This is a genomic window from Soonwooa purpurea (assembly GCF_053891095.1).
Genome location: NZ_JBSSMA010000027.1, coordinates 1 through 6,213 on the forward strand (window position 1 = coordinate 1; position 6,213 = coordinate 6,213).

The window sequence follows — 6,213 nt, forward strand, 5'->3', positions numbered from 1 at the left end:
TCAAGAAAATTTAAGAACTTTTTAAACCCAATATTTCTACTGAATTTTTTCTTATAAAACCTTAAATTTCAATGTTAAAAAAAGAGAAATTATTATCCGAAAACGCGCTAATCTATTGCGTGTAACGAAAAAGTATTGGCGAAGTGCGGGCTTTCGAAGAACTTTAGTTCAAGAAAGACCAAACGTAGCGAATGCTTTTTCAAGTACACTAAATTATCAAAAAAAAAAGTGGAATTGAAAAGCATTAGCGGAATTATTTTTCTGCTTTTCAATTCATCCCTAAAACCCGCATTTTGCCAATACACTGTTAGCTGACGTTTTATTTTTGTTTTAGAAAATTTGAAGCATAACTGAATGAATCAGTACCATAACATATCAAAAAATTTCCATCTGTCTTTAATATGAAAAATGCTTCACAGTTATCTTTTTCTGTGAAAATATTTTTGGCAAAGAATCCAGAATCTTGTTTGTAGTTTACATTCTTAAGAACATAAGTTTTCAAAAATGTATTATTGTCGTAAATAAAAAAATCAATTGCGTTATTTTCCTTACTTATTCTATTTGAAATATTTACACTCATATTATGATAACTTTGCAAATATTTTTTATTCCCTTTTAACAAACTACAATTTGCTGCCGCTTGTTCAAAATTGATAAATATTGATTTTTCTTCTGGAAATTTTGTTTTCAATTCTAATTCTAGTTGTAATTTAATATTTTGATATTCGTCATTGTTCAGTTTTCCATAGAAATATTTTCTACTATCCATATATTTTTTATTTAAGGGATTAGTATTCACTTTTTTATCGTTGAAATAAGTCTGAGAAAATAAAAAACTAAAATTTAAACTAAATATCAAAATATAAATTATCTTATTTTTCACTGTGTTTGTCATAAAATGTTAGCTAACGAAAAAGTATTGGCGAAGTGCGGGCTTACGAAGAACTATAAGTTCAAGGAAGACCAAACGTAGCGAATGCTTTTTCAATACTGCTAACTTACAAAAAAATGCAGAATTGAAAAGCATGAGCGGAATATTTTTTCTGCTTTTCAATTTTGCACTTATCCCCGCATTTTGCCAATACAATGTTATCTGCAGTTAATATTAAGTTGTATAGTGTAGATTTAATTGCTTTTCCTCCATAAATTTTTCAAAATCCTTAAAATATTGTTCCGAATCATTTTTTGTAACAATCTCAAATAATTCTTTTCCTGATTTTGTTAATGAAACTCCATATAATTTTATTTCTCTATTATAATTTTTTCTATCAGTCGGAACTAAAAAAAATCTTTTATTTTGCAATTCAATTGTAGCAAAAACAGTATTATCATCATTTAATATTGCTAAATCAAAAGGATAATAAGAATTATAATCAGAAATAATTAACCCATATTCTTGAAGTATATTTAGATTGTCAAATGATAGTCCATATTTAGACAATGCATTAGAACCTGCAGTTCCTTTAAAAACTACAACTCTTGCATCACGAATCGTTTTATTTCCAATGTATAAAGCAGAAGTATTATTACAAAATGTCTGAAATAAACTTGCCGCTTCATTGTCAAGTTGTGAAATTAGTTTGAGAGTTCTAATTGAAAATTTTCCTGGTCTTGAAATTTCGCCAGAAAGAATTTTTCCAAATATTAATTTCAAATCTTCTGAAGATTTTAATTTAGCAATGTTCTCAAATTCATTTAACCAATCATCACTTATCTCTTTATTATCACTTTCATCTGCAGTGACATCATTTTTATTCTCATTTGATAATTGTTGTGCAGCTATTGTCGTTATTTCATCTAAATTTATTTGTTCTTTAATAATTTTAGATGCATATTTTGAAACTGCTTTTTCGACAAAAATTTTTGGGATCTGTATCTGATTATTTATTGATTCTCCACTTTTTTTGATTATTTCTTTTCTAGCATCGTTAGTTGATCTAATTAAATCTGCTTTTCCTTCTAACCAAGCAACTGGAATATCAATTGTAGCACTACATAGTTAGCTAAATGCTTTAAAGAAATTTTTTCGAATTGGAGCAGGAATTCCTGTTGCTAATGTTTCAATAGTATCAGTTAATGTTGTCAGAGAATTTTCTTGATTATTATCCATTGGACGTTTTGTTGGTTATTAATTGCAGATAACGGAAAAAGGCTTTGCGAAGTGCGGGAATTCGAAGAACCGAAAGTTCAAGAATTCCGAAACGAAGCAAATGCTTTTTCAGATTGTCTAAATTAGTTAAAAAAACAATATGAAAAGCAGTTGCGGATTATTTTGACAAAATTTTCAGCTTTGACCTAAACCCCGCATTTTGCAAAACCTATGTTATACGAAGACTATGGATTCCTTTTAGCGTTTACAATTGCTCTTACCTTATCCTGCCAATTTCCAGTATGTCTTACTCTGTAAAATTGGTCGCTTGGTCTAACTTGAATTTCTAATCGTGATAATTGACTTAATTCTCGCCAATCTTCAAATAATATGTAAATAGCGTTACCATAATTAGAATTTTCAAATACAACTAAATTTTCTGAAAATTTTGCACCAATATATCTACTCATTCCTGAAGTTCCAATGATGATATCTTCAGGTTGCATACTTTGTAAGAATTCTAAACTATTTCTTATTTGTGTCGTTCTTTCAGGTGTAATATTTCTTAAACCAGTAACAGCTGCTCTTAAGTTATTATCTAAATTTCCGGGAGGGAATATTTCCCAATTTAAAATAAGTGAATTTAAAAATTGTTCAATTGTAGTATCACTTGCAAAAATATTTATCGAACCAATATTTTCTTGTAAAATATTAATATTAAATAGTATTTCGCTTTCATTAGATTTTTCTAATACAGGAGTTGTTTGAAATTTTAATGTATAGTAAGTAACATTGCTTTCTGTTGTCTCTTCTAAAAGTGTAGTTTGAATAAAAATGTTTCTAGGTGGAATTTCATCATATGGATAAACTAATCTAGTTATATATAAAGAAAATGAACCACGTGAATAATCACCAAAAATTGGCCTTTCTCCTGCATAGTAAGTTTTTCTAATTTTTGGCTGGTCGTAATGCTTTATTTTATAGCCATTCAAGTTTTTCTTACTATAAGTACCAGCCGAGGATTCTGGCTCATAAAATTCTTGAACTTGTATGTTAGGTGTAAATGTGATAATTTTTGAAAGGATAGGATTTGCCTCAATTTGTTCTTTTGTTAATTTTTTAATTGTTGCAATTACTATTTCATTTTCTGTGATAGTATCTATTTTAGATCTAATAAATTGAGGAATTAATCTATAATTCTTTTTGATATTAATTTGTTGTGTGTTGGTTAATAGTTTTCGTATAACGGAAAAAGTATTGGCGAAGTGCGGGCTTTCGAAGAACTAAAAGTTCAAGAAAGACTGAACGTAGCGAATGCTTTTTCACTTCTGCTAACTTACAAAAATTTGCAGAATTGAAAAGCATGAGCGGATTATTTTTTCTGCTTTTCAATTCTACACCTAAACCCCGCATTTTGCCAATACAATGTTAGCTGTAGTTTTTTATCCTAGGTAAGTTGTTAATCCTTTAATCCAGCCAATGATTTCTTCATTAATTTTATCGCCTACTTTGCTATTTTCAGAATCATATTTATACCAGCTATTATTTTCAAGATTAAAAAACGCGTAATAATTGAAAATATATTCTCCATTTGAATATGGTTTAGTAATACTTATTATATATGGTCCTGAAATTTGAGGTTTTTCTTTTTTTATATTTGTCCATTCCATATAGTTACTTAGTTTCTTGTATTAAATTCTCTAATTTGTTTTTTAAAGTTATGGCTAAATTTTTTTTAGTATAAAAAATAATTGGATTTTTAGTCATTGACTTATCTGTTGAATAGAAATACTTATTTTGTTTTTTATCAAAATATTTTTCAATTTTTTTAACGGATACAACTTCGGAATTAAATTTTGGTGAAATTATTAATGAAGTAAGTATTTCATTGTTCTTATCAGCTATAACAGAAATTGTATCAATAGATGAAATTCTGTCTATTGGAATTGTTTCAAAAATTGAAACTAAACTATTTGCTTCATTACATTGACAATTATATTCATAATCTTGAAGAAATGAAATGTCTTTTTTTTCATTAGTAATATTTACAAATATTTTCTTTTTAACTGTTGTAAAGCCTTTACATTCAGTTGCATCTTCGTTTGCACAATTGTCAAACTGATCTGTCATTTCAAATTTTGTTAAACTTTCAAATAATTTTTCTTCATTTTCTGAAATTACTGTAGAAACATTATTCTGAGGTTTAATAAAGTCTACTGGAAAATTGTATTTTGAATCCTCAATTATTTTTTCTGATTTTTTTTCTGCACAACCCAACAAAATCACAAAAAGAAAATAGGATTGTTTCACGATGTTTTTCATAAAATTACAGCTAACGGAAAAAGTATTGGCGAAGTGCGGGCTGGATTTAACTGAAAGTTCAATTCAGAACCGCTGTGAGCCGATGCTTTTTCATTTTGTTAAATTACACAAAAAAACAATATGAAAAGCAGCGGCGGCTAAATATTTCAAATATTTCAATTTAGACTTTAACCCCGCATTTTGCCAATACAATGTTAGCGGAAGTTTTTTTATTCAATTACTTCTCCAGTTTCTATCCAATGATCGACTTTCTTTCGCTTAATCATATTTTCAGAATTATCTTTTCCGTAATCAATTGTATACATTATTTCGTAACTTCTTAAATTATTATTAGTTAATGCGATATTAGAAGGAAATGAAATCCAGCGGGAATTAAATTCTTGAGCGTGAGAATTATATTTAATATATTTTTCGTTTAATTCTTCATTTATTTTTTTGAAGGATTCGTTTTCATAAACTTTCTGATTAATATAATATTCTGTCCACAAATTATCATTTAATTTTTTTGAATTATTGAGAATTGAGTCAGATTTTTTTGCTAAAATTTTTAGACTATCAGAAAGATTTGAATTGATAATCAAATTATTTCGGTCCAAAATTTTGTTTTTGTATTCTGTTAGAGATTGTTTTGGTTTCTCATTTTCTTGAATTACTTCTTTTGACATTTTACGATTATAAACAAAAATCAGAAGTGTTAGTATTCCAACAAAAATTAGTACTGCAATAAGACAACCTTTTAAAAATTTCATATTTAAACGAGAGTTTGGATAAAATTTCCGCTAACGGAAAAAGTATTGGCGAAGTGCGGGCTTAATTTGAACGAAAGTTTAAGTTCAGACCAATCGTAGCCAATATTTTTTCAATGGAACTAAACTAGTAAAAAATGTGGAATTGGAAAATATTGGCGACTAAATATTACAAAAAGTTCAATTTAGCCTTAAACCCCGCATTTTGCCAATACCGTGTTAACTGCAGTTTCTTAATTTTTTATATCGTTTAATAAGTTTCTTAATCGAATTTCATCTTGAGTTAGAATTTTTGCATTAAAATCTATTTTATGTAAATCAAAAAATATTGTTTCAGAATAAATGACTTTTTCTTGAAGGATTTCTTCTCGTTTTATTTTTGCGAAATCTGGAGTTTCCAAATTATCAAAATATATGTAAGTTGAATAGTTAATTGTTTTCGCAGGCGTTTTTCCGTTTTTCTTATAAAAATGATTCTCGGAATTAAATAATCGAACAAGTTTTAAATCTACATTTCTTGTAATTTCAGTTCCAAATCCTATTGAACCAATAACTTTATTTCTTTTATTTCTAATTATTCCAGATCCTTCGATTAATTTGGTTGGATAGTTTTTTGAAAAAATATTTATTGTATCCAAACGTTTATAAAAATCATGTTTTTTCCATAAGTATAAATCATCTTTTTGAGCAAATAAAAGAGTAGAAGTTATAGTAAAAAAAAATCCAAAAATTAATTTCATATTGGTCGTGCGGTTGTTATGAAATTGCAGTTAACGGAAAAAGTATTGGCGAAGTGCGGGAATTCGAAGGACTGAAAGTTCAAGAATTCAGAAACGTAGCCGATGCTTTTTCACTTCTGCTAACTTACAAAAAATTGCAGAATTGAAAAGCATTCGGCGGAATAATTTTACAAAATTTCAACGTTCCCAAAACCCCGCATTTTGCCAATACACTGTTACGCGCAGTAGAAAATGAGAACTTTTCAACGCTGAAAAATAGTTCTAAAAAATTATGAGCAATTAAATCACAAACAAATCAAAAGAATAAAACGAAACT

7 protein-coding genes are annotated in these 6,213 nt (G+C 27.8%); all 7 read right to left on the reverse strand.

Translation table 11 applies throughout. The annotated features are described in order from the left end of the window. Nucleotides 1-319: 319 nt before the first annotated feature. The 7 genes from ACVFVN_RS14225 to ACVFVN_RS14255 all read right to left on the reverse strand — a co-directional run bounded on the left by ACVFVN_RS14225 (nucleotide 320) and on the right by ACVFVN_RS14255 (nucleotide 5,897). A complete protein-coding gene (locus tag ACVFVN_RS14225; RefSeq protein ID WP_456235792.1) occupies nucleotides 320-769 on the reverse strand; it encodes a hypothetical protein in 450 nt (149 codons plus the stop codon). Between the two features lie 336 nt (nucleotides 770-1,105). Further along, nucleotides 1,106-1,984, reverse strand: coding sequence for a DUF2806 domain-containing protein (locus ACVFVN_RS14230; protein ID WP_456235798.1), 879 nt, complete (start codon nucleotides 1,982-1,984; stop codon nucleotides 1,106-1,108). Between the two features lie 350 nt (nucleotides 1,985-2,334). Further along, a complete protein-coding gene (locus ACVFVN_RS14235; protein ID WP_456235793.1) occupies nucleotides 2,335-3,081 on the reverse strand; it encodes a hypothetical protein in 747 nt (248 codons plus the stop codon). Between the two features lie 450 nt (nucleotides 3,082-3,531). After that, the gene (locus ACVFVN_RS14240) at nucleotides 3,532-3,759 is read right to left on the reverse strand and encodes a hypothetical protein (protein ID WP_456235794.1); all 228 of its coding nucleotides are present in this window, start codon (nucleotides 3,757-3,759) and stop codon (nucleotides 3,532-3,534) included. A gap of 4 nt (nucleotides 3,760-3,763) precedes the next feature. Continuing rightward, nucleotides 3,764-4,399 (reverse strand): hypothetical protein, encoded by a 636-nt coding sequence (locus ACVFVN_RS14245; protein WP_456235795.1) that lies wholly within the window; start codon nucleotides 4,397-4,399, stop codon nucleotides 3,764-3,766. A gap of 221 nt (nucleotides 4,400-4,620) precedes the next feature. Further along, on the reverse strand, nucleotides 4,621-5,160 hold the full coding sequence (locus ACVFVN_RS14250) for a hypothetical protein (protein WP_456235796.1): 540 nt from the start codon (nucleotides 5,158-5,160) through the stop codon (nucleotides 4,621-4,623). A 230-nt stretch (nucleotides 5,161-5,390) separates the two neighbouring features. Continuing rightward, nucleotides 5,391-5,897 (reverse strand): hypothetical protein, encoded by a 507-nt coding sequence (locus ACVFVN_RS14255; protein WP_456235797.1) that lies wholly within the window; start codon nucleotides 5,895-5,897, stop codon nucleotides 5,391-5,393. Nucleotides 5,898-6,213 lie beyond the last annotated feature (316 nt).